This window comes from Rhizobium sp. Leaf371, assembly GCF_001424045.1.
Lineage (GTDB): Bacteria > Pseudomonadota > Alphaproteobacteria > Rhizobiales > Rhizobiaceae > Ferranicluibacter.
The window spans coordinates 246,422-267,953 of sequence record NZ_LMQB01000003.1 but is presented as its reverse complement, the minus strand read 5'-3'; the positions used below and the strand labels follow the sequence as shown (position 1 = coordinate 267,953).

General features: G+C 61.5%; 19 protein-coding genes and 2 pseudogenes. 9 read left to right on the top strand and 12 right to left on the bottom strand.

Translation table 11 applies throughout. The annotated features are described in order from the left end of the window. Positions 1–366: 366 nt before the first annotated feature. Both ASG39_RS06610 and ASG39_RS06605 read left to right on the top strand, forming a co-directional pair. Positions 367–1,557 carry a PAS domain-containing sensor histidine kinase gene (locus tag ASG39_RS06610; RefSeq protein ID WP_062594129.1) on the top strand — a complete coding sequence of 397 codons (1,191 nt, stop codon included), beginning with the start codon at positions 367–369 and terminating at the stop codon, positions 1,555–1,557. Between the two features lie 14 nt (positions 1,558–1,571). Next, a complete protein-coding gene (locus tag ASG39_RS06605) occupies positions 1,572–1,934 on the top strand; it encodes a response regulator (protein WP_062594127.1) in 363 nt (120 codons plus the stop codon). A 157-nt stretch (positions 1,935–2,091) separates the two neighbouring features. Here ASG39_RS06605 and ASG39_RS06600 read toward each other — a convergent pair whose 3' ends face one another. The 11 genes from ASG39_RS06600 to ASG39_RS06550 all read right to left on the bottom strand — a co-directional run bounded on the left by ASG39_RS06600 (position 2,092) and on the right by ASG39_RS06550 (position 12,032). After that, the gene (locus ASG39_RS06600) at positions 2,092–2,319 is read right to left on the bottom strand and encodes a hypothetical protein (RefSeq protein ID WP_062594125.1); all 228 of its coding nucleotides are present in this window, start codon (positions 2,317–2,319) and stop codon (positions 2,092–2,094) included. After that, entirely contained in the window at positions 2,300–3,181 is an 882-nt protein-coding gene (locus ASG39_RS06595; protein ID WP_062594123.1) for an intradiol ring-cleavage dioxygenase, read from the bottom strand. The genes ASG39_RS06600 and ASG39_RS06595 overlap by 20 nt, the downstream gene beginning before the upstream one ends. A 54-nt stretch (positions 3,182–3,235) precedes the next feature. Further along, positions 3,236–4,297 (bottom strand): maleylacetate reductase, encoded by a 1,062-nt coding sequence (locus tag ASG39_RS06590; RefSeq protein ID WP_062594120.1) that lies wholly within the window; start codon positions 4,295–4,297, stop codon positions 3,236–3,238. Positions 4,298–4,318: 21 nt separating this feature from the next. Beyond that, positions 4,319–4,636: a Dabb family protein gene (locus ASG39_RS06585; protein ID WP_062594118.1), complete on the bottom strand. Its 318-nt coding sequence runs from the start codon at positions 4,634–4,636 to the stop codon at positions 4,319–4,321. A gap of 60 nt (positions 4,637–4,696) precedes the next feature. Further along, positions 4,697–5,782, bottom strand: coding sequence for a Gfo/Idh/MocA family oxidoreductase (locus ASG39_RS06580; protein ID WP_062594116.1), 1,086 nt, complete (start codon positions 5,780–5,782; stop codon positions 4,697–4,699). 30 nt (positions 5,783–5,812) lie between these two features. Next, positions 5,813–6,808 carry an inositol 2-dehydrogenase gene (gene iolG, locus ASG39_RS06575; protein WP_062594114.1) on the bottom strand — a complete coding sequence of 332 codons (996 nt, stop codon included), beginning with the start codon at positions 6,806–6,808 and terminating at the stop codon, positions 5,813–5,815. A 53-nt stretch (positions 6,809–6,861) separates the two neighbouring features. Further along, positions 6,862–7,740, bottom strand: a complete 879-nt coding sequence (locus tag ASG39_RS06570; RefSeq protein WP_062594112.1) for a sugar phosphate isomerase/epimerase — start codon at positions 7,738–7,740, stop codon at positions 6,862–6,864. A gap of 61 nt (positions 7,741–7,801) precedes the next feature. Beyond that, on the bottom strand, positions 7,802–9,010 hold the full coding sequence (locus ASG39_RS06565) for an ABC transporter permease (protein WP_062594111.1): 1,209 nt from the start codon (positions 9,008–9,010) through the stop codon (positions 7,802–7,804). Between the two features lie 33 nt (positions 9,011–9,043). Next, positions 9,044–9,850, bottom strand: coding sequence for an ATP-binding cassette domain-containing protein (locus ASG39_RS06560; RefSeq protein ID WP_062594109.1), 807 nt, complete (start codon positions 9,848–9,850; stop codon positions 9,044–9,046). Positions 9,851–9,906: 56 nt separating this feature from the next. Next, positions 9,907–10,980, bottom strand: a complete 1,074-nt coding sequence (locus ASG39_RS06555) for a sugar ABC transporter substrate-binding protein (RefSeq protein WP_062594107.1) — start codon at positions 10,978–10,980, stop codon at positions 9,907–9,909. A gap of 137 nt (positions 10,981–11,117) precedes the next feature. Then, entirely contained in the window at positions 11,118–12,032 is a 915-nt protein-coding gene (locus ASG39_RS06550) for a LysR family transcriptional regulator (RefSeq protein ID WP_062594105.1), read from the bottom strand. 398 nt (positions 12,033–12,430) lie between these two features. Between ASG39_RS06550 and ASG39_RS24445 the strand changes: the two are divergent. Beyond that, positions 12,431–12,562: pseudogene (locus ASG39_RS24445) on the top strand (IS30 family transposase); the annotation flags it as partial. Between the two features lie 529 nt (positions 12,563–13,091). Beyond that, a pseudogene (locus ASG39_RS24440) lies at positions 13,092–13,602 on the top strand (SDR family oxidoreductase); the annotation flags it as partial. 121 nt (positions 13,603–13,723) lie between these two features. Here ASG39_RS24440 and ASG39_RS06540 read toward each other — a convergent pair. Then, positions 13,724–14,224, bottom strand: a complete 501-nt coding sequence (locus ASG39_RS06540; protein ID WP_062594100.1) for a MarR family transcriptional regulator — start codon at positions 14,222–14,224, stop codon at positions 13,724–13,726. An 86-nt stretch (positions 14,225–14,310) separates the two neighbouring features. On the opposite strand from ASG39_RS06540, the gene ASG39_RS06535 reads away from it, so the two are divergent. From ASG39_RS06535 to ASG39_RS23055, 5 genes are all read left to right on the top strand, one after another. After that, positions 14,311–15,747 (top strand): aldehyde dehydrogenase, encoded by a 1,437-nt coding sequence (locus tag ASG39_RS06535; protein WP_062594098.1) that lies wholly within the window; start codon positions 14,311–14,313, stop codon positions 15,745–15,747. Positions 15,748–15,909: 162 nt separating this feature from the next. After that, complete coding sequence (locus tag ASG39_RS06530; RefSeq protein WP_062594096.1) at positions 15,910–16,749, top strand: p-hydroxycinnamoyl CoA hydratase/lyase; 840 nt, start codon at positions 15,910–15,912, stop codon at positions 16,747–16,749. A 167-nt stretch (positions 16,750–16,916) separates the two neighbouring features. Further along, positions 16,917–19,043: an acetate--CoA ligase family protein gene (locus tag ASG39_RS06525; protein ID WP_062594094.1), complete on the top strand. Its 2,127-nt coding sequence runs from the start codon at positions 16,917–16,919 to the stop codon at positions 19,041–19,043. 139 nt (positions 19,044–19,182) lie between these two features. Continuing rightward, positions 19,183–20,511 carry an MFS transporter gene (locus tag ASG39_RS06520; RefSeq protein WP_062594092.1) on the top strand — a complete coding sequence of 443 codons (1,329 nt, stop codon included), beginning with the start codon at positions 19,183–19,185 and terminating at the stop codon, positions 20,509–20,511. A gap of 365 nt (positions 20,512–20,876) precedes the next feature. Next, positions 20,877–21,293 carry a hypothetical protein gene (locus tag ASG39_RS23055; RefSeq protein WP_082476995.1) on the top strand — a complete coding sequence of 139 codons (417 nt, stop codon included), beginning with the start codon at positions 20,877–20,879 and terminating at the stop codon, positions 21,291–21,293. Positions 21,294–21,532 lie beyond the last annotated feature (239 nt).

The following is a 21,532-nucleotide window of genomic DNA, read 5'->3' as shown; positions in this document are numbered from 1 at the left end:
CGATCACTCCAGAGCCCCCGCTGAAAACATGCAGGGGACGGTTGAAACATGGGTCAATTCTCAATGGAAATATAACGCTGCGCCGGGTCAGCTCTCAGTGGAAATCAACACTATGGCCGCATAGCGTAAACGAAACGGCCTCCGGCAAACCCGGCGCGGCACACTGGATACAGTCCGGCCACTCCTTCCCAGCAATTCGAAATGAAAGATACACAACTTCGAGATATTGTTTCGAAGAATACCTCTAGGTTGTGTAAAACGCACGACGGAGAGAATGCATCATGCGACTAAGATGCTGATGTCATAAGTTATTGCAGTGATCACGCTGATATGCAGTATGACCAAAAAAGCTAGGCCCATCACTTTATGAACGCGGACGATATCTGGAATAGCCTGGGCACTCTTTCTGCCCCAGACGGATTGCTTTCGGAAGGCGGCGCAATGGGCGACGCGATCCGCAGGCACAATTGGGCGGCAACCTCGCTGGGCCCGATGGAAACGTGGCCGTTTTCACTGACCAATGCCTTGCGCATGATGTTGACCTCCCGGCAGGCCATGTCACTGTTTTGGGGTCGTGACCTACTCATGTTCTACAATGACGGCTACGCACCGTTTCTCGCAGAACGCCACGGGCGTGCGCTGGGCCAGCCATTCCAGGCCATCTGGAGCGACGTATGGGACGCACTTGCGTCGATGGTACAGGAGACCCTTTCGGGTCGAGGAACAGGCGGCGAAGATGTCCGTCTCATCATGATGCGCGATGGCATCCCGACTGAAACGTTCTGGACGTTCACCTACACGCCGCTTTACGACGACCAAGGCAAAGTCGCAGGCCTCATCAACATCACGACCGAGACCACGGCATTCGTGCGTAGCCGAGCGGCCGCAGAAGCCGTTATCGAGAGCACCCAGCGCCAATTGGAGCACCAGGTGCAGCTGGAGCGCCAACGGCGGATTGTCCAGCGCGAGATGGCGCACCGCATCAAGAACATCCTGTCAATGACCACGGCGGTGGTATCGCAAAGCATGCGGCATGCCACCACCATCGAGGAAGCTCAGGACACGATCACGCACCGGATCGGTGCTTTGGCCAAGGCACAGGATATTCTGACCGATACGGATTTCCGGGACGCGGATGTGCGCACGGTAATCGAGCAGGTGCTCCACCCCCATCAGGATCATGACGGACGGACCCGTCTTTATGGCCTCGAGGTCAAAGTGTCAGCGCAACAGGCGCTGGGGTTATCGTTGGCCATGCATGAGCTTGCCACCAATGCCGTCAAATATGGAGCCTTGTCCACCGAAAGCGGTTCGATCACGATCCGGTGGGAGGAGGGGGCCGACAATAGCTTCTGTCTGGAATGGCAGGAAAGCGGCGGTCCTCCGGTTGTATCGCCGAGCCGTAAAGGCTTTGGCTCGCGCCTGACGGGTCGCATTGTCGGGGGGTACTTCGCCGGGAAAGCCGAGATCGAATACCCTCCGCAGGGCGTACGGTACGTGCTCACCGGAACGATAGAGCGACTTGTGGACGAACTTATTCCTCCCATTTCTGTTTAGGACCTATGACAGCTATGCAGCCGCTCAAAGTCTTGGTCGTCGAGGACGAGATGATCCTCCTGGTCGATATTGTGGACCTCGTGGAAGATAACGGGCATGCGACCCTCGAAGCGCAAAATGCCGATGTTGCAATGGGGTTGCTGGAACGGCATGCCGATATCGATGTTTTGATCACCGATATCGATATGCCGGGCTCCATGGACGGGCTGGAGCTCGCCCGTCGCGCCCGGGCGATCTACCCGGACATCGCCGTGGTCGTGATTTCCGGTAAGTGGCATGCCTCTAATGATGATGTGCCTCCTGGAGGCCGTTTCATTCCCAAACCCTACCCCCGATCGGCGATTACTGAGGTACTGAAACAGCTCGCCTCCGCCTGATGATGACCTTCTAACAAGCGCGGATCGTCACGGCGTGTTGGCTGGCTGGCATTCCGCCTTCTTGTCCTTCACGAACGTTGGAGGGCGAGTGACGACCCCATCGCACAGCGCAATCAGGATTTCCGTAGGCTACCACTCTGCCAGATGCCCTTCGTTTTCAAGGCTGCACACGACACTGGCTATTGCGTGACGCGCCGAGTGCCGGATCGAGCATTTCGGAATGGCCCATTCCCATGAAGTCGGCGGCGATCGGACGGCCTTGTCCCTTGAGGTATGGCATGATGTTGCGCCACCCATAGGACAAGGTTGAATGACCATGCTGGAAGCTGATGGAGGTTCCTTCACCCTCGTCAATATTGGCGATTTCATGCCCGTTGATCTTCATTGCACGAGATGCTTTCGGCGCGGTGCACGGGCACGAGAACGAAATCAAATGGTGAGCGCCATGCTGTCTGATTGTCTGTTCCTCGTTCGAACGGTGCGATCAACGTATCCTTGACGCCGAATACCGTGTCCGACTGCAGATAGGGATCATCGCCCACGAAGGTGTGCGTAACGACCTTCTGGAAGCCGGGTGCCGTTACGAGGTAATGCATATGGGCCGGGCGATAAGGGTGTCGGCCAAGGTAGCCAAGCATTTGCCCTACCGGGCCATCATCCGGGATTGGATAGGAAACGGGTTTGATACCGACGAAGCTGTACCGGCCATCTGAACCGGTTACGAAGATACCGCGGTTGTTCCACTTTGGCTGTGCATGGGGCTGTTGGACATCGTAATAGCCATCCGCGTTGTCGGACCAGACATCGACACGGGCGCCTTCGATGGGATTGCCGTCCAGGTCAAGAACCCGACCTTCAAAGAGGCAGGGCTCGCCTTTTCCATCCAGCGAGATGTTGGTCCCCATCTCGCGAACCGGAGCATTCGGTACATGGAATGGCCCGAACACGGTATTCTCAGTCGCTCCCGTGGGTCGACGATTGTTGATTGCATCGACCAGCATCGAGAAACCGAGAGTATCGCTGAGGAGAATGAACTCTTGGCGCTCACCGGAGCAGATCTGACCTGTCTTTGTGAGAAAGTCGATGCCGACTTCCCATTCCTCCGGTGTAAGCTTGGTTTCCTTCGCGAAGGCGTGGAGGTGTTTCACCAGAGACGCCATGATTTCAGCAAGACGGGGGTTCGCATCTGCGCTCATCCGGCCGTTGACCGCTTCGACAGAGCCGTCTTCTGTGAAATAGGCGCTCATCTTACGTTCCTTTCTCGTTCATATCCGCAGGAGGTCAAGCCGACACCCTGCGCGTCACGGGCGGGGCTCTGCGCCTTCCCAAGCTCGCTGCAGGAGCGCGCGTAAGGGGGCTGCTTCGATCGGTCGTGGGTTCCAATAAGGGTTTGAAAGCGCAATTTCGCAGGCGCGATCAAGGTCGGCTTCCATCAGCCCGAGTTCGCGAAGGGCCGTCGGCATGCCGAGTGCTTTTGCAATGCGGTGTAGACCGATGGGCCCGTCCTCTGCGCCAATCGCTTCCGCGATCTGGCGCATCGCTTCCGGCGCGGCGGGACTGTTGTAAGCCAGAGCGTGCGGCAGCACGATGGTATGGGTTTCGGCATGCGGCAGATTGAAGCTTCCACCAAGCGTATGGCACAGCTTGTGATGCAAACTCATCCCGACGTTTCCAAGTACGGTTCCGCAGAGCCAGGCGCCATAAAGGCAGAGGGCACGGGCGTCCTCAGCGTCCTGCGCCTCAGCCAGCTTGGGCATTCCCTTGGCAAGCGCGCGGATTCCCTCTTGGGCCATAAGTGACATCACGGGGTTGCCGTCCTCGGCGTAGAGCCCTTCGGCCGCATGGGCGATCGCATTCATGCCGCTGACAAGCGACATCTGGAGCGGGAGGGTCTTGGTCAAATCGGGGTCGTAGATGACCGATCGGGGCAGCACTCGGGCGTCTTTGCCTGTCCGCTTGAGCCCGTTCTCCGTCAGCCCGTAGATCGGCGTCATTTCCGATCCGGCATAGGTCGTCGGGATCGCGATGATCGGGAGATCGGCCTCCAAAGCGATCGCCTTTCCAAGCCCGATTGTCGATCCGCCACCCACGGCAACCGCACAATCCGCACCCAGTTCGGCGGCGAGCGCCCGCGCTTTGCGCGCGCTTTCGATGGGAACGTGCATCTGTGCGCCGTCGTGAATCCCAGCGAGACGTGATCCAAGCAGTCGGCCAACCATCTCTGCCTGTTCACGCTGTGGCGGGGTGCAAAGGACCAGCGCCCGGTGCGACCCGATAGCTTCAACCTCTTCCGCGACCGACAGCACTTTTCCGGCCCCGAAAACGACACGGGCGGGATGTGCCTTGTACACGAAGTCTTTCATTAGGACATTCCTTGTGGCGTATCAGAAGGAGCTCAGTTCCGTTACGGCGTAATCGACCTGGTAGCGGGCGATCCGCATTTGACCCAATTCGGACTTCACACGGAGGTGGGCCGGGTGACTTGCATACGCGTCAAGAGCCTCCTGGCTTTCAAACTCCGTGTAAAGAACCACGTCGCAAGCATAGTCGACACGGCTCTGATCGAGTCCTACTTCCAGATGGAGCAAGCCAGGCACTTTACCGCGCAATTGCTCGAAGCGGGTTCGAAGAAAGTCAGCCGCCTCAGAGCGGTCCTCCACGGTTTCGCCCGCCATATTCCACATCACGATATGCTTGATCATCCGGCTACTCCAAAAGCAGGTGAGGGACGGGCATCATTCGATGCCCCAAACCTGTCCAGGTCAGAGCTGAACCTCGGCACCGTTCTTCGATGACGACTGGAAGAGCGCCTCCAAGATCCGGTTGATATTATGGGCCTGCTGCGCCGGAACATTCGATGGCGCACCCGTGCGAAGCGCGTGCTCGAAGGATGCAGCCTCGCGATCAAAGTAAACCGGGTTGCCAATCTCAGCGATTTCCGGCGAGTAGACGGTTTTCCGAACAGCCCAAATCTCGGGGAAGCTAGTTTCGTTCCATTCTGTCCAACCCTCCGGAAGACCTGCCTTGCCCGTGCTATAGAGCTTATAGGACGCCGGAAGAGGACGGGAATGCATGACGCCTTCTGTACCGTAGGCGGTGATATCCCACCCCTCGGTCCATGGAAGCGGATCCCACGACATGAAGTCGATTGTGATCATTTTGTCGGGATAGTTCAGGATCGCGCCGGCCGCGTCTTCACGTGCAGCAGGGACCATAACACCATCGAATTTCGTGATCCGCGCGTTGACGGACGTCGGCATCCCGAAATGCAGCAGCAGTCGATCGATGGTATGGCACCCGATCACATAGAAGGCCCCGCCGATATCTCCCGGCTGGCGCATGTGGTCAGTATCAGCCTCGCCGTGGGAGCAACCGGAATGGGCACGCACCTGCAACACCTTGCCCAGTTGGCCCGCCTTTAGAATTTCCTGCATACGGTCCACTGAGGGAGCGTAGCGCCAGCAGTAGCCGACCTGGAACAGCTGGCCGGTCTTCTCAACGGTGTCAATCAGCCGCACGGTATCGTTCGAACCCCGTCCGGCAGGCTTTTCACAAAGCACAGCCTTGCCGGCTTCCATAGCCTCGATTGACCATTCGGCCATCAGGTAGCTTTTCGGATGGATCAGGACCGCGTGAACGTCCGGGTCCGCGAGGATGTCCTCCTTCGTCCGCTTGGCAATGCCCATGGCATCGACGAAGGGATCGAGCAGCGGGCTCTGATCGTAGGCACCAAGGACCTTTGCGTTCGGCATGCGCTGAAAGGCTTTCACGCGTCCTGATGTGTGGGGATGGGTGATGCCGAGGCAGGCAATCCCGAGCGTGGTGTCGTGTCCAATAGCGTAGGTCATGGCAGTTCCTCTCCCAGCGAAGGTGTTTGGTTAGACTCTGACCGCTTGGCCGGAGCGTGCGGACTCGACCGCGCATTCAGCAAGGCGAAGTGCCAGCACCCCGTCACGCACGGTTGTGGGCATGGGTTTGCCACCGTCGATCGCGTCGATGAAGGCGTCCATCTCAGCGCGGTAGGCTTGTGCATAGCGCTCGAGGAAAAAATTGAGCAGAGGCTCGCGCGCGTCGGTCAGTTCGGCGGTCGTAAGGCGCATCGTGGTGGGGCGGAGGTTGTCCTGCGTGAGCATTCCGGTGGCGCCCAGGACTTCGACGCGCTGGTCGTACCCGTAGACGGCTTCCCGGCAGTTGTTGATGTGGGCTTGCTTGCCGCTCGCAGTCTGCAACACGACCATGACGGTATCGTAGTCGTCATATTGGCTGACCAGTGCAGGGTCGATGAGGCGTGATCCGACCGCCGTCACCAAGACCGGCTCTTCTCCGAGCAACCAGCGCGCCATATCGAAATCGTGGATAGTCATATCGCGAAAGATGCCGCCAGAGGTCTTCACATATGCGGGAGGCGGCATGCCAGGATCACGGCTTGAGATGACGACCTGGCGGACATCGCCGATACGGCCGGCGTCAATGGCGCGGCGCATTTCGGCGAAGGTGCTGTCGAAGCGACGATTAAAGGCGAGCATGACCTTGCCGCCTCTCCGCTCCACCTCGGCAGCCGCACTTTCGCTCTTGGCCATGTCGAGATCGATCGGCTTTTCGCAGAGAACCGCCTTGCCAAGCTCGACCGCCCTCATCAGAAACGCCACATGTGTATCGGTTGGCGTCCCGATGACAACGGCATCAACGTCCGTGCGCTCGATGGCAGCCATGGCATCGGTCATGGCTTCTGCACCATGGGCCGCCGCGACAGGCTTGACGGCATCCGCGAAGGGATCGGCGATAACCACCAGCTTGGCCTTTGCATTCGCTGCCACGCTCGCGGCGTGGATTTTGCCGATGCGCCCTGCACCTAGAACTGCGATTCTTACCATCTTGTATGTCCCTAGTGTTCATTTTCGGCAGACGCCCTGCCCAGGAAGGCTGCTCAGCTGGCAGGCAGTGTTACGGACCGAAACTGCTCAATTGTCGTATCGAACGCCCGCTGCGCCGCGATCTCGAGCGGAAGATGGCGGTGATAGGCGGAAATGACCTCCACACCCCAATAGCCGCGATAGCCGACGTCGAGGATCGCCTGGATCTGAGAGGCTATGTCGATCGAGCCTTCGCCGCACAAGCGGCGGTAGTGGGTGGAGTCGTTGAAGAGGGAGCCGAGAACCTCGGGGCCCGCATCATCGAGTTCGGCGGCACGCAGCAGGTCGAGAGGTATCTGCCGGATATCGTCCGCGGTCATGCCGCCACGCTCGATGTGCCAGGTGTCGACCAGAAGACCTCCGTTGGTGGTGCCAAGCCCTTCAAAGAGAGCCAAGCCCCTCTTGATGGTGTTAATGCTGGCAAAGGGGAGGAATTCAATAACGATGTCGATCCCGAGGGGCGCGGCACGCTGGCAAATCACCGCTAGGGCGTCGCGCATCGCGGGCAGATCGGGTTCGCCCTCTTCGAAGACGCCGCCGCCGATCTTGATCTTCTTGATGCCGAGCTCCGCCCCCATGTCGAGCAGGCGGGTATACATGGAATCGGAGGCGAGGCGACGCGCGCCCGCGAGATGCCAGTCAACCAGGAATTCGAGTTCAACGTGTTTGATGCCGTTGTCTGAGAAGATTCGACGGACCGTGGGCAGACCGTAGTGTTCGATGGATGCGGCCATATCGTCAAGGACAAAGCCCATGCCCCGCCAGCCGGTACGCCCGCAAACTTCGGCCCGGTCCTTCAGGGTGAACGGGCTGATCTCCGTCTGCGAGCCGGGGTATACAGCGCCGCTGACCGTCCAGTAGCTTGCGCAAAGATCGATATCTTCAATTTTCATGTCTTGCCCTTTCTCGTATTCCGTCATGCACCGCGTGGCGTCCCGCAGGACGCCGGCTAGGCTAGAAGCTCTGGTGGCCGGTCGCCCGCTCGATGAGTTTGTCGATCGATACTGCCAAGACCAGCAGGAGGCCAGTGACGATCAGACGGACCTCATTTTCGACGCCTAGAAGGTTCAGGCCGTTGCTGACAGTACCGATCACAAGCGCTCCGAGCAGAGCCGCGTGAATGGATCCCCGGCCACCGAACAGGCTGACACCGCCGATGACCGCCGCGGCTATGGATTCCAGCAGCAATGTCCCGCCGCCGACACCACCGCCGGAGAATACGCCGACACCGAGTGTCCGGGAGGCGGCAATCACGCCGGCGAGCGCCGCCACGCCACCTGCAATCGCAAATGCCGCCATTTTGATGCGCGCGACTTTGATGCCGGCGCGGCGAGCGGCCTCCTCGTTGTTGCCCACCGCGTAGAGATACAGTCCGAACTGCGTGCTGTTCAGCGTATATCCCCCTACGCCCAGCAGCATTGCGAAAATCAGCACGACAAGCGGGATTCCCTGATGCGCGGCCAGGATCGCCACGACGACGCTACCGAACACGGCCGCAGCGGCGATCGGCAGGACGACGCTCTGAATGACGGGCGACTGTAGACCGGCTCTCTTTCGCCGGGCGACATCTGACAGGACCAGACCGGCATAGACGACGATGCCGACGAGGAGAGACAGCCAGGCCCAGACACCACTGATATTTGTGAGCGCAATTCTTTCGATGCCCGTTTGCTGAAGGCCGTAGCGGGCGGTCGGCGGCAGGAGAATAAGCTGCAGGCCGTTGAGCGCAAGCCCGAGGCCCAGCGTCACCACAAAAGACGGGACCCCCACAAAGGTGACCCAGCGGGCCGAGCAGCTTCCGATCGCGGCGCCGAAGAGGATCGCCGCAGGGACGGCAATCAAGGGAGAAAAACCGAATTCAACAATGAACTTGGCCATGAGGACGGACGTAATGCCGTTGATCGCCGCGATGGAAAGGTCGATTTCCTTGACAAGTAGAACGAACATGAGGCCCAGCGCCATGATGCCGACCACTGTACTTTGAACCAGAAGGTTCGAGAGGTTCCGCGAGGTAAGGAACACATCGCTCTGGGACGCGAAGAAAATGCCGAGCGCGACAAGACCGATGACGATCGGGAGGGCGCGCAGGTCACTTGAGAGAAGCTCGCCGAAGCTTCGGCGCGGGCGTCGCGCAGGGGCATCAACGGTCAGGGTGTTGGCCATTGGAATTTCCTCAATGTGTAAAAGAGCTTGCGGTTAGCCCGCGAGATTGACGCCTTCGTTGCCGCCGACCATTGCGTTGACAACCTGCTCGCCGGTGACATCCTTGGATTTGAAGCTCGCGACGTTGGTGCCCAGTCGCATGACTTCAATCCGGTCAGTCGCGTTCACGACGAAATGGTGGATGTCATGGCTGACGATCACGACGCCCAGACCCTGGTCCGCCAGGGTCCGGATAAGCGACGAGACGCCTTCCGCAGCGGAATGGCTGAGGGCGGCGGTTGGCTCGTCCAGGATCACGACCTTTGGGGTCTCAAGGATGGAGCGTGCGATGGCGATGTTCTGGCGTTGCCCTCCTGACATCGCTCCGACGGGGCGGGTGAGCGACAGGTTGCCAAGCCGCATTCTGGTAAGCAGCTCCCGGGCCCGCACTTCGCATTCGGCCCGGCGGATGCGTCCGCCGCTCCACCAGGAACCTGTTCGCTCGCGGCCCAGGAAGAGGTTCTGAACCGCGTCAAGATTGCTGCACAGAGACAGGTCCTGATACACCGTCTGAATGCCCAATGCTGTCGCATCCGTTGGCTTTCTGACCTGGACCGGCTTTCCCTCGAAAAGATACTCCCCGGAGTCTGCGGCATGCACGCCCGCCATGACTTTGACCAGAGTTGACTTTCCTGCACCGTTGTCACCGACGAGCGCGACGATCTCGCCGGGATAGACTTCGACGGAGGCCCCCCGCAAGGCATGCAGCGAGCCGAAGTGCTTCTGTATATTGCGAAGCGAAACAAGTGGCGTTGTGCCGTTGTGAGCGGAAAGCGGCCGTTCGGCTGCCAGTGCTGTCATCAATCAATCCTCCCGGGAACGCAACGAGCGGACGGCGAAGCCGCCCGCCCAAACGATTACATGTTGGCCTTGCAGACCTCGGTGCTTTCGATGCCTTGGCAGATTTCCTTCCAGGTCCAGATACCCTTTGTCACGACTTCGCCGAGGTTATCCTTCGTGATGTTCTCGACCGGCAGCAGGATAGCCGGTACATCCATGAACTGGTTGTTGACTTTGCCGTTCACCAGGTCTTGAGGAACCCCCTTGCCGTCGAGGATCGACGCGACAACCTTGGCTGCCTCGGTCGCCTCGACCTTGAGATCCTTTAGAACCGAATTGTCCTGCCAGCCTTGGACGACGTAGCGAAGCGCCTCCACGGTCGCGTCCTGGCCACCGGTCACCAGCTTGTCGCCAGCTTTGAAGCCCTGGCTGATCAGCGCAGCGACGGAACCGCCGGTGGTGCCGTCGTTCATCCCGACAAACACGTCGACATCGCCGCCGTTTTTGGTCAGGCAGTCTTCCGCGAACGACTGGGCGAGCGTCGGATCCCAGTTCTGGGTGTACTGTTCGCACACGACCTTCACTTTACCCGAGTCGATCAGAGGCTGCAGAAATTCGTTCTGGCCCTTTTCATATTGTCCCGTGCCATATTCGCCCTGATTTCCTTTCACTCGGGCTACCTTCACCGGCGACTTGCTCATCTTGCTGATGAGTTCGGCAGCGCGTTTGCCCTGTGCCTGACCTACGGCCAGCGAATCGAAGACGACATGAGCTTCCGCCTTGCCGCCAACCGCGTCATGGTCGTAGAGAACGACCGGCACGTTTGCGGTCTGCGCGGCTGCCAGCGCTCCGGCCACCAAGTTGGCGTCTGCGGAAGTCAGCAGGATGAGGCTCGCGCCCTGCGAGATTGCGTCCTCGATCTGGCGCTGCTGCTGCTGGGGGTCGCCCTGCGCGTTCTGTACGGTGACCTGAGCGTCCGGCCGAGCGACTTTCATCGCTTCGACGAAAAACGGCGCATCCCTGTTTTCAAATCGGATAGTGGTTGTGTTGGGCAGAAGGAAAAAGACCTTTTCCTTCGTCTGTGCCTGTGCGGCGTTCAGGCCGGCTAGAGAAGCAGTGGTTACCAGCAATGCGGTAAGTAGGCCCTTCATGACAATTTCCTCCCATTTGAAACTTCAGGCATACGGTTTAAGCGGTCACCAGCGTGACGCCACCGACTCCCTAACATTCACAGAAAACGAGATGAACAGGGCTATTCGAGAAACATTTTTGCAGAAAACGCAAATTGCTAGCAGTTCCACTGCCGTTCGAAGTCATTCAGACGGAAGCGTTCGACCAGAAAGTCAATAAAAAGTCGCGTTCTTACAGGCATGAAAGACTTGCTGGGATAGGCAATGTTCATGGTGAGCCGGGGAAGGTCCCAGTCATCCAGAACCTTGATCAAACGTCCAGCGTCCAGATCGTCCTGAACGATGTACGTCGGCTGCGCGAGTATTCCCAAGCCATCCCGCGCGGCCTGGCAAATCAACTGGCCATCATTGGCGAGAATCGCTCCGTCGACCTTGACCAGGATGGTCTCGTCACCGCGTCTGAAGCGAAATTCGTTCCAGTTATCGGCCAGCGTATAGAGGATGAGATCGTGATCGAGTAGCTCGTTGGGATGTCTCGGCGTGCCCCGATCACGGAGGTAACGCGGTGATGCCGCCAGCAGTCTTCGGGTTTCACCCAAACGGCGGATGGTGATCGAGCTGTCCGCTTCGACCCGCCGCGTGCGAATGGCCAGATCCAGGCCGTTTTCTATGATGTCGTAGTAGCGGTTTGAAGAGATGATCTCGATGGAAAGGGCCGGGTAAAGCTGCCGGAACTGTGCGACCACAGGCATGAGATGCAGGAGCGAGAACGACAGGGAAGCGCCAATGCGCAATCGTCCGGTCGGTGCATGCGAGCGCGCTGTGACATTGGCTTCCGCAGCATCCCAGGTCGCAAGGAGATCGCGCGCGTCAGCGAAGAGAGCCTCTCCCTCGCTGGTCAGGCTGAGCTGCCGTGTCGACCGCTGGACAAGCCTCGCCCCAAGACGTGTTTCGAGGTTCATGAGGTGGCGACTGATGCCGGATATCGACAGACCGAGCGTGCTTGCAGCTTTTGTCATGCTGCGCTCTTCGGCGATTTTGACGAAGACGTGGAATTCGGTCCAGCGGTCCATGCTCACTCCCTATCCAGAATTTCACGAATACTCGTCCGGGCGCCGGCTGACTGGCGCAGTCACCGGATGCGTCGGGCTGCGGGTATCCAAAGCCACCGATGTGATCAAGTATCCTGAATACGGTCGGAAACGCCACGTGGCGCAACCCCCGAACGGCGCCGGGGCGCGGCATCTGTCGTCTATCTCATCGGATAATTCTGTATCCGGCGGTTTAAGGGTTTCCTGACAATGGATTTACATTGCCACAGTTTCCAGAATGTCGCCGAAGCAATCGACGTCGATTCCGCATCACCGCATCCTGCAGCGATGTCCGTGCCGGTCCGGCCCGCCATGATTTCACTCGCGCATGAGTTCCACGCGCGCCGTGCATTCCCTTCCGACATGCCAAGCCGGGCACGCTTGCCCGCTTCCCGCATCTGCGCCAGTCGGTGATCGAGCGCAACATGCAGGGCTGGTCGCTGCAACGGATTGCTGGGCGATTGCCGCTTGAGAGCCATCCGATTTCCATGAGCCAAAAAACGATTTGCAAGTCCGTTGTTCCTTGGACGGGTGCAGAGCGGCTTTGTTGAGCGTGTCGCTGTCCGAGCCTTACAACATAGCGTTGGCCTATCAAGTTGAAGCGGCTGTGTGGACTTGAAAGGCAATCCCTTTGTTTTAAGCAGAGCAACATCCCACCCGTTGCGCTCGGAGATGCCTGACGTAGCCAAACAGTGTGCCTTCTGCCTGCCCGCAGCGACCACTCCTCTATCCTTGCGGGCCAAGTTCTGTAACTGCCACGACGCCGCACTAAGCTTCTCAACGGCTTAGACTGTTGCCCAACCGGTCGGGAGGTTGACTCCCGTCAAGGCGCTGGACCTGGAGATGGCCGTTAGGCGGAAATAATTTCCGTTAGCTACGGGTGCCGTTAGTTCACATTCCATCAAGGCAACCGGAGCCGAAGATGGCTTTTTGGCGGAAGTAGTTTTGCAATTGCGACGCACCGAAGGTCGCATCCCGTCGAGACCTCATCGTCACGCTGGAGATGCCGGGGCGATCGTCGAAACGGCCATATCGGCGCTGGGCGGTGTGGACATTCTCGTCAACGATGCGGGGATCATCCGGCGCGCCGCCATTGTCGATGTTACGCCAGAGGATTGGGATGCCGTTCTCGACGTCAATCTTCGATCGGTTGTCCTGCTCTCGCAGGAGGCCGCGCGTCACATGATCGCCACCGGACGTGCCGGCCGCATCGTCAATGTTGTCTCGATGCTGAGCTTCCAGGGCGGCATCCGCGTGCCCGCCTATGCAGCCTCCAAGCACGGCGTGGCGGGGCTCACCAAAGCCATGGCGAGCGAACGCGCGCAGAAGGGCATCACGGTCAACGCGATGGCCCCGGGCTACAGGGAAGCCGACAACACCGAAGCCCTGCGAAACGACCCCGACCGCAACGCCCGGATCTGCGCCCGCATTCCGGCCGCGCGCTGGGGCCGCCCCGAGGATCTCGCAACCGCAATCCTTCATCTTCTGCAGTCCGGCCTCGTCCTACGTAACCGGAACCATCCTGCCCGTCGATGGCGGCTGGATGGTGAGGGAGCGCATCCGCCCCGCCGTCTCGACGCGAAGGGCGTCAGGCGTCGGCGATATTCCGCTGGTCGTTTGTCGGTCCGTCCCATGGTTAAGGGCCGGTGGGCGCTTCGTCTGTCGCCTCTCCGTTATTCTCCCTTCCTCCAGACCGCACCGAGCAGTTCCGTCAGCAACGTGCGGGACGAGGGCGGCAGGGCGCCGAAGAATTCCCGTTCGTGCTCCAGCATGACCTGCTGGGCGTCTTCGGCGGCCCGCCGGCCGTCTGCGGTCACGGTCAGTCCGAAGGATTTTCCGCCGATATGTTGCCGCTCGATCAGGCCGCGTCGTTCCAGCGAGGCGGTCAGCGGCACCATGTTCGTCCGCTGGATCCCGAGGATCCGGCCGATCTCGCTTTGAATGATGCGGTCGTTGCCGGCGATCAGGATGATGACGGACGCTTCGCTCGGGGTCAGGGCGATCAGCGAAAGCCTTTGGGCGAGCACGCCCATCAGAAAGCTCGAGGCCCTTCGAAGCTGATAGCCGAGATGGTCGTCGAGGGGATTGGCGGGCGTCGTGGAAGCGGGCGTGAGCGAAGGCGTGACGTCCGGTGACGCGTCTTCGGACGACGGGGCGGCTTCGATGCGGGTCATGTCCTGACCCTAGAAAATTTCGCTTGCCAATTCAAATCAAAATGTCATGCTATATAACATATCATGAGACGGGAGGCTCACTGGTCATGAATATTGCACACAAACCAACGCGATCGGATCGTCACGCCACGTTCGAGCGGCTCAATCCGCTCGATGGCACGGTGGCGACGGTCGCAAGCGCCTGCGATGTCGAGGATGTCGGCGCGATTGCCGAAAAGGCAGAGGCGGCGTTCGCGGTCTGGAGCCGCTTCGGGCCGAATGCCCGGCGCGCGGCCCTGTCCAAGGCGGCGGCGGCACTGGAGGCGAGGGCCACCGATTTCATCGCGGCCATGATGGCGGAAATCGGCGCAACCGAGGGCTGGGCGCGGTTCAACATCATGCTGGCCGCCGGGATGATCCGCGAAGCGGCGGCGATGACCACGCAGATCGGCGGCGAGATCATTCCGTCCGACAAACCCGGCTGCCTCGCCATGACGGTTCGCGAGCCGGTCGGCGTCATTCTCGGTATCGCACCGTGGAACGCGCCGATCATTCTCGGTGTCCGGGCGATCGCCATGCCGCTCGCCTGCGGCAACACCGTCATCCTCAAGGCGTCGGAGCTTTGCCCGCGGACGCACAGTCTCATCGTCGCGTCCTTCATCGATGCCGGCCTGCCGGATGGTGCGGTCAACATCGTCACCCATGCCGCGGCCGAGGCGGGTCCTGTCGTCGGCGCGCTGATCGACCACCCCGCCATTCGCCGCATCAACTTTACCGGATCGACCGCCGTCGGCCGGATCATCGCCAAGCGGGCCGCGGAGCATCTCAAGCCGGTTCTCCTGGAACTGGGCGGCAAGGCGCCTCTCATCGTCCTCGACGATGCGGATCTCGACGAGGCGGTCAAGGCCGCCGCCTTCGGCGCCTTCATGAACCAGGGCCAGATCTGCATGTCGACCGAGCGGATCATCGTTGTCGACGCGGTGGCGGAGGCCTTCGTTGCCCGGTTCCGGGAAAAGGTTGCAACGCTCGAGGTCGGCGATCCGCGCACGGGAACCGCGCCGCTCGGCGCCGTGGCGGACCTCAAGACCGTCCACCACGTGCAGTCGCTTGTCGATGACGCCGTTGCCGCCGGAGCCACGCTGGTCAATGGCGGCACCGCGCAGGGCGTCCTCATGCCCGCGCATGTCGTGGACGGCGTGACGCCGGCCATGCGGCTGTTTCGCGACGAGAGCTTCGGCCCGGTCGTCGCCATCGTCAGGGCGCGGGACGAGGACCACGCCGTCACTCTGGCGAACGACACCGAATACGGCCTGTCGGCCGCCGTGTTCACGCGCGACACCGCGCGTGGCCTGCGTGTCGCCCGGCGGATCCGATCCGGGATCTGCCACATCAACGGACCGACCGTCCACGACGAGGCGCAGATGCCGTTCGGCGGCGTCAAGAACTCGGGCTATGGCCGCTTCGGCGGCAAGGCCGGCATCGACGCCTTTACCGAATTGCGCTGGATCACGCTGGAGACCGAGGGCGGTCACTTCCCGATCTGAGTCCGTCCGGAAGACACGGGACACGCGCCAAACGAGACGACGTCCAAGGGCATGGCCGGTTGCGAACCGGCAAGCCTTAAGGAGGTCGGCTGTCTTCAACACCGTTCATCGGACGACCGTCGTTCGTCACTTACCGTCATTCGTCACTTTAGGAGAAATGCCATGGATCTGCATCGGCAGGAGCAGGACACCGTCACTTTCGAGATCGTGGATCGGGTCGCCTGGGTCAGCTTCAATCGTCCCGACAAGCGCAACGCCATGAACCCCGCACTCAATCGGCGGATGCTGGACGTGCTGGACGAACTCGAATTTTCCGAGGAGGTCGGCGTTCTCGTCCTGACCGGCGAGGGGACGGCCTGGTCCGCCGGCATGGATCTCAAGGAGTACTTTCGCGAAACCGAAGGTCAGGGCCTGCGCGGCACACGCAAGGCGCAGCGGGAGAGCTATGGCTGGTGGCGCCGGCTGCGATGGTACCAGAAGCCCACCATCGCCATGGTCAACGGCTGGTGCTTCGGCGGCGGCTACGGCCCGCTGTTTGCCTGCGATCTGGCGTTTGCCGCAGACGAGGCGACGTTCGGTCTCTCCGAAATCAATTGGGGCATCCTGCCGGGCGGCGGGGCCACCAAGGTCGCGCTGGAGCTGACCGGTTTCCGCAACGCGATGTACCATGCGCTCACCGGCGAGAACATCGATGGCCGGAAGGCCGCCGAATGGGGCTTCGTCAACGAGGCCCTGCCGCTCGACCGGTTGAAAGCCCGCGTCGAAGAGGTCGCACAGGTGCTTCTCAAGAAGAATCCCGTGGCCTTGAAAGCCACCAAGGATGCCGTGCGACGGGTCGGCACCATGACCTATGACGAGGCGGAAGATTACCTCGTCCGCGCGCAGGAGGCCGCCAACAGCTACGACAACGAGGGACGGAAGGAGGGCATCCGGCAGTTCATCGACGAGAAGAGCTACAAGCCGGGTCTCGGCGCCTACGACCGGTCGAAGTCGAAAGCATAGACCGGGAGTTTGTCAGGGATAAGCGGAATCCGGTTGTCCCGAAAAGACGAACGACGAGACGAGAATCGCGTGTCCGCATCGGCCCGGGAGACGATGCGGACCCGTCGACGGATGCAAGGAAAGCCGCCGCTCCGCTAGAGGCGCGGCTCTGTGGAGGAGAGACGACTGTGGATCAAGATATCCGGTTCCTGCCTGCAAACGCCATCGGCCGCCTGCTTCGTCCGGCCTCCGTGGCGATCATCGGTGCCTCCGACAAGCCCGGCGCCCTCGGCGCCTCGGTTCTGGCCAATCTCGACCGTTTGCGGTTTCCCGGCGAGATCTATCTCGTCAACCCCAACCGGGAGGAGATCGGCGGTCGCGCCTGCCGGAAGGCCATCGGCGATCTGCCGGAGGGTGTCGATGTGGCGATCCTCGCCATTCCGCGCGCCGCCGTCCTCGACGCCGTGACGGCGCTGGCGTTGCGCAAAACCGGCGCGGTGGTGATCTTCTCGGCCGGTTTTGCCGAGGGTGGGCCCGAGGGATTGGCCGAACAGCGCGAGATCGCCGCCATCGCGGCCCGCAGCGGCATGATGGTCGAGGGGCCGAACTGCCTCGGCCTCGTCAATTTCGTCGATGGCATCCCCCTGACCTTCATCGAAACGCCCGACATCAGGCTTGACGGCCGTCCGGGCATCGGCATCGTCTCCCAGTCCGGCGCGATCGCCGCCGTCGTGGACAGCACCCTGCTTGCCCGCGGCCTCGGCCTGTCTTTCTCGATCTCCACCGGCAACGAAGCGGCCAGCGGGGTCGAGGACTATGTCGATTATCTGATCGACGATCCCCACACCCGCGTCATCGGCCTGGTGGTCGAGCAATTCCGCAAGCCGGCGCGCTTCCTGCAGGCCGCGCGGCGCTCAATCGCGGCGGGAAAGCCGATCGTTCTCCTGCATCCCGGCCGCAGCAGCGCCGCGCGGGAATCGGCTGCGACCCACACCGGCGCCATGGCGGGCGACTATCAGGTGATGAAGACCCGTGTCGAGCGGGTGGGCGTCACGCTTGTGGAGACGCTGGAGGAGTTCGGCGACTGCCTGGAACTGACCGCCCGCTACGGCCGGATCGGTGGCGGGGGTGCTGCGGTCGTCGGCGAATCCGGCGCCTTCAAGGCGTTGACGCTGGATCTGGCCGAAGCGCTGGCCCTGCCCCTGCCGCAGATGACCGACGAGGACAGTCCCGATCTTCGCGCCGCCCTGCCGCCCTTCGTGCCGGTCAGCAACCCCGTCGATCTCACGGCGCAATCTCTGGTCGATCCGGACCTGTACCGGCGCACGCTCGCCGCCCTTCTGTCCGACGATCGTGTCGAGATCATCGTGCTCGGCATCATCCAGACCGACGCTACGACCTGCACCCTGAAGTTCCCCTCGATCCTCAGCGCCATCCAAGACCTGAAACCCGCCAAGCCGATCATCGTCGCCGGCCTGGACGAGGGCGCGCCGATCCCGCCCGCCTATGTCGAGGGCCTTCGCGCCCTCGATATCGCCTATTTCCCATCCACCGACCGGGTGATGCGGGCCGTGTCCAGGCTTTCCGAACGCGCCCGCCGCACGCTCGCCGTGACCGACGCCGAGCCTATGCCGCTGGCAGTCTTGCCGGCCGGTCCGGCCGTCCTTCCGGAATACCGCGCCAAGGACCTGCTGCGGCAGGCCGGGTTCGTCTTCCCGGACGGCGCGCTCGCCACGACGCCGGAAGAGGCCTGCCGGCGCGCCCGAGAGATCGGCTATCCCGTCGTCCTCAAGGCGCAATCCGCCGACCTTTCGCACAAGAGCGATGCCGGCGGGGTCGTGGTCGGTCTTCCCGACGACGCGGCCGTCGCGAAGGGCTGGGCCGAGCTGTCGGCCAACATCGCCCGCCACCGGCCCGGTCTGGTTCTGGACGGGGTCCTTGTGGAAACGATGAGCCCGCGCGGGATCGAACTGATCGTCGGCGCACGCAACGACCCGGAGTGGGGTCCCGTCATTCTCGTGGGCTTCGGCGGCGTTCAGGCGGAAATCCTGAAGGACGTGCGCCTGCTCGCCGCCGACCTGACGGAGGAGGCGATCGTCGCGGACATCGGACGGCTGAAATGCGCCGCCCTTCTCGACGGCTTTCGCGGGGCCGCGCCTTGCGATGTCCCGGCGGTGGCCGACATCGTCGGCCGGCTCGGCCGTCTCCTTCGGGCAGAACCGTCGATCCGCGAGATCGACCTCAATCCCGTCGTCGTCTACCCCGGACGCAAGGGCGCCGTCATTCTCGACGCGCTGATGACGCTGGGCGACTAAGGCTGGGCGACTGACGCTGGGCGACCGGGGCTGGGCGTCTAAGGCTGGGCGATTGAGACCGATACCGCAGGAGGGCCCTGCATCCGCGGAGGGCGGGCAGGGCATCCGGTGCCATTTCAACCTTGAGGGAGGAGCAGTCATGACCGAGGATCCGAAACACAGTCTCGCGCAGACGCCGATGAGCCCGATGCAGATCTGGGCCGTCGGTCTCTGCGTCCTGTTGAACGCGCTCGATGGGTTCGATGTGCTGTCGATCAGCTTTGCGTCGCCCGGCATCGCCAAGGAATGGGGCATCGACCGGGCGGCGCTCGGCATCGTCCTGTCGATGGAACTCATCGGCATGGCCATCGGCTCCGTGTGGCTCGGAGGCCTCTGCGACCGGATCGGCAGGCGCGCCGCCGTCCTCACCAGCCTCGTGCTGATGGCCGGCGGGATGTCGCTGGCAGCGACCGCCTCCGGCATCCTGCCGCTGTCGGCCTGGCGGCTCCTGACCGGTCTCGGCATCGGCGGCATGCTGGCGGCGACCAACGCGCTCGCGGCCGAGCATGCCAATGCGAAACGCCGAAATTTCGCGGTCGCATTGATGGCGACGGGCTATCCCGTCGGCGCCGTGATCGGCGGCGCCCTCGTGTCGCATTTCCTGGTCGATTACAGCTGGAGAGCGGTGTTTGCCAGCGGGGCCATCGTGACCGCCTGCTGCATACCGCTGGTCTACTTCACCCTCCCGGAAACCGTGCCATGGCTCATCCAGCGCCGCCCCGAGGGCGCTCTCGAACGGCTCAACGCCGTCCTGAAACGCATGGGCCGCGCGACCGTGGCCGCCCTGCCGGAACAGAACGGGGAACGCCTGAAGCCGGGTCTCGGGCAGTTGTTCTCCCCGACCTTGATCGTGGCCACCCTGTGCCTGACCTTTGCCTATTTCTTCCACATCATGACCTTCTACTTCATCCTGAAATGGGCGCCGAAAATCGTCGCGGATATGGGCTTCCTGCCATCGGCTGCCGGCAATGTCCTGGTCTGGGCCAATATCGGCGGCATCGCCGGCTCCATCGTCGTCAGCTTCCTCAGCCAGCGCTTCCCCGTGCGGAACCTGACGATCGGCGTCATGGTGATCGCGACGGCACTCGTCGCCCTGTTCGGGCGCAGCGCTCCGGATCTCGTGCAGCTCTCCATCCTCGCGGCGATCGCGGGATGCGCCACCAATGCCGGCGTGGTCGGGATCTATGCGATCGTCGCCGAAACCTTTCCGACGGAAGTCCGCGCAAGCGGCACCGGCTTCGTCATCGGCATCGGCCGTGGCGGCGCAGCCCTCAGCCCCATCATTGCCGGCTTCTTGTTTGCAAACGGAGCGACGCTCCCGACCGTCGCCCTCGCCATGGGCCTCGGCTCGACCATCGCTGCCCTGACCCTCCTGCTGCTCGCTCTTCGAGGGGTCGGACCGAAGGGCTCGCGGCCGGCTTTGCGGTAGCAGACAGCGACAGAACCGCGCCGACCCAGATCGGGTGCTGTTGCGAACGACGCTTTGGCTGAGCCATCGGAGGATCAGCCCTGCAACGAAGGATGAGCATCGGCGCCCAACCGCCGTCGAGGTGACGAGACCATCCGTTCCGGCAGCATCCCCGCGTGCGTCGACATGGCGGAACGGCGGCCACACGGGAGCTTGGAGATCACGATCGACAAAGATGACCTAATATAAGACCCTCGTTTTAGGAAGAAATTTCAGAAACCAGCGCTTGTCAGAATGAAAGCCGGGACTTTACGTAAGTCGCTATCGACTCTTCGTAAGGTTGTGCGATGATCCCCTCTCTATTTGAGGGGACAACATTGAATACAATGAAAATTGCGCGGCTCGCGTTCGCCGCATCGATGACGCTTGCCTTGGCGAGTTGCACAACCATCACTCAAGCCGAGTTCACCAAAAATCCGAAAGCTGTCAGCCAGGCCTCACTTTGCCGAACCTTTCTGCAGGCCATGGATCCTGTTTTCCAGCAGCAGATTGCGGTCGAGCTCAATCGGCGCGGAATTCAGACATATGACTGCCCCGCCATGGTCCAGCAACAGGACCAGGCTGCCGCCGCTATCGTGGCCGTCGCCTTGATCGGGACGGCGGTGGCGGTCTGCGCCAATCATGACTGCGCGGCACCATCCTACCCAAGCTACCATGGCAATTGTCAGTATTCCTGGCAGCGGGACGCACGCGGCAGACGATGCGGGGATCGCGCGGCTGATCGACGAGCAGGCGGATGGTGATCGCACGCTCCATCGCCGTTACAGCCTTCGTGATTTTGCCATGCCACACCACGGTCTTGCAGGCTCCTGGAGGAGGAGCCGTAAAGATTCCCCGCCCGGACCGTGTTGTCCTATGAACAGGGAAACTGCTCTGCAGAGCAGGTCCAGAGATACCAATTGGGGGAAATCGACTCTTCTCGAGCGGTCGACATTTCGAACAGGCGCGGCAGTTTAGATCCCACTAGACCAAGCAACGACGA